2 protein-coding genes are annotated in these 1,063 nt (G+C 65.9%); both read right to left on the bottom strand.

What is annotated here, in order from left to right; translation table 11 throughout:
- Window positions 1-387 (bottom strand): nitrilase-related carbon-nitrogen hydrolase (locus ACJH7A_RS30660; protein WP_406803339.1); only part of this gene is annotated, 387 nt, incomplete at its 3' end.
- Between the two features lie 84 nt (window positions 388-471).
- On the bottom strand, window positions 472-1,063 hold a 592-nt coding region (locus tag ACJH7A_RS30665; protein ID WP_406803340.1), incomplete at its 5' end, for an FAD-dependent oxidoreductase.

Below are 1,063 nucleotides of genomic sequence, written 5' to 3' on the forward strand. Positions count from 1 at the left end.
CAGCCGCTTCTCGTCGAACACGCCGTAATTCGGCAGATTGGCCTTGAAGCGCAGCGCGGCGATGCGTCCGCCGTCGAGCAGCGCGCAGGCATTGTAGAGCTTGCCGTCCTCGACCCACGGCGTGCCGATCAGCATGGCCGGGCCGCCGTCTTTGGTCTCGCGCGCCAACTCCTCGACCGCCGCGCGGCAGGCCGACTGGAACGCCGGCTTGAGCACCAGGTCCTCCGGCGGATAGCCGGCGAGGAACAGCTCCGACAACACCACGAGGTCGGCGCCGTCGGCCTTGGCTTTCTCGCGCGCGGCACGCGCTTTCGCGGCGTTGCCGGTGACGTCACCGACCGTCGGATTGAGTTGCGCCAGGGTGATCTTGATCTGTTGTTCGCTCATAGCTTTATGTTGTCCCGCACAAGGGCAAACTTCAATGGTCGTCCGGTCATGGTGCGATTGCAGAAATCGCACTGGCATCCCTCGTCAGGGTGCAAGCTCCGCCCTCACCTCGCCGAGCAGCGCCAGAGCACCCAACCGGCCCAGTTCATCCGAACATTTCGCGCTCTTGCCGTAGCAGCAGAATGCGACGGTGACCCGCTCCGACAGCGGTCCGATCAGCGGCAAGCCGGTGTCGCCGAAGCTGGTCATGCAGGGCACGACGCGGCGCTCCTCGAACTCGAGGTCGCGAATGCGATCGAGGATCTGTGCTTGCAGGTGATCCGCGACGTCGACCGAACCGCCCGACCGGAACCAGTCCTTGATGTCGGCCTCGCTGCCGAGCGGACGATCGACCGGATCGCCGCCGAGCTTCAACCAGGTCTGGCCGTCCGGATACGGGATCGGCGGCAGGATATAGGGGTTATCGCCCTTCGGCCCGAGACAGCGCATCGACGGCATGCCGGCCAGGCGTTCGACTTCCGCCCGATCGAGCCGGAACAGCGCCGCGGTACGCGCATAGACCGTAACACCCAACGATCGGCCCAGCAGCGATTGGGTATGCCCGCCGGCGGCAACCAGCACACGCTCGGCCTCGAGGTTGCCCGATCGCGTCCGGATCGTCACACCGGAAGCGGTT

Origin of the sequence: Mycobacterium sp. SMC-17 (assembly GCF_045310915.1) — a bacterium.
Lineage (GTDB): Bacteria > Actinomycetota > Actinomycetes > Mycobacteriales > Mycobacteriaceae > Mycobacterium.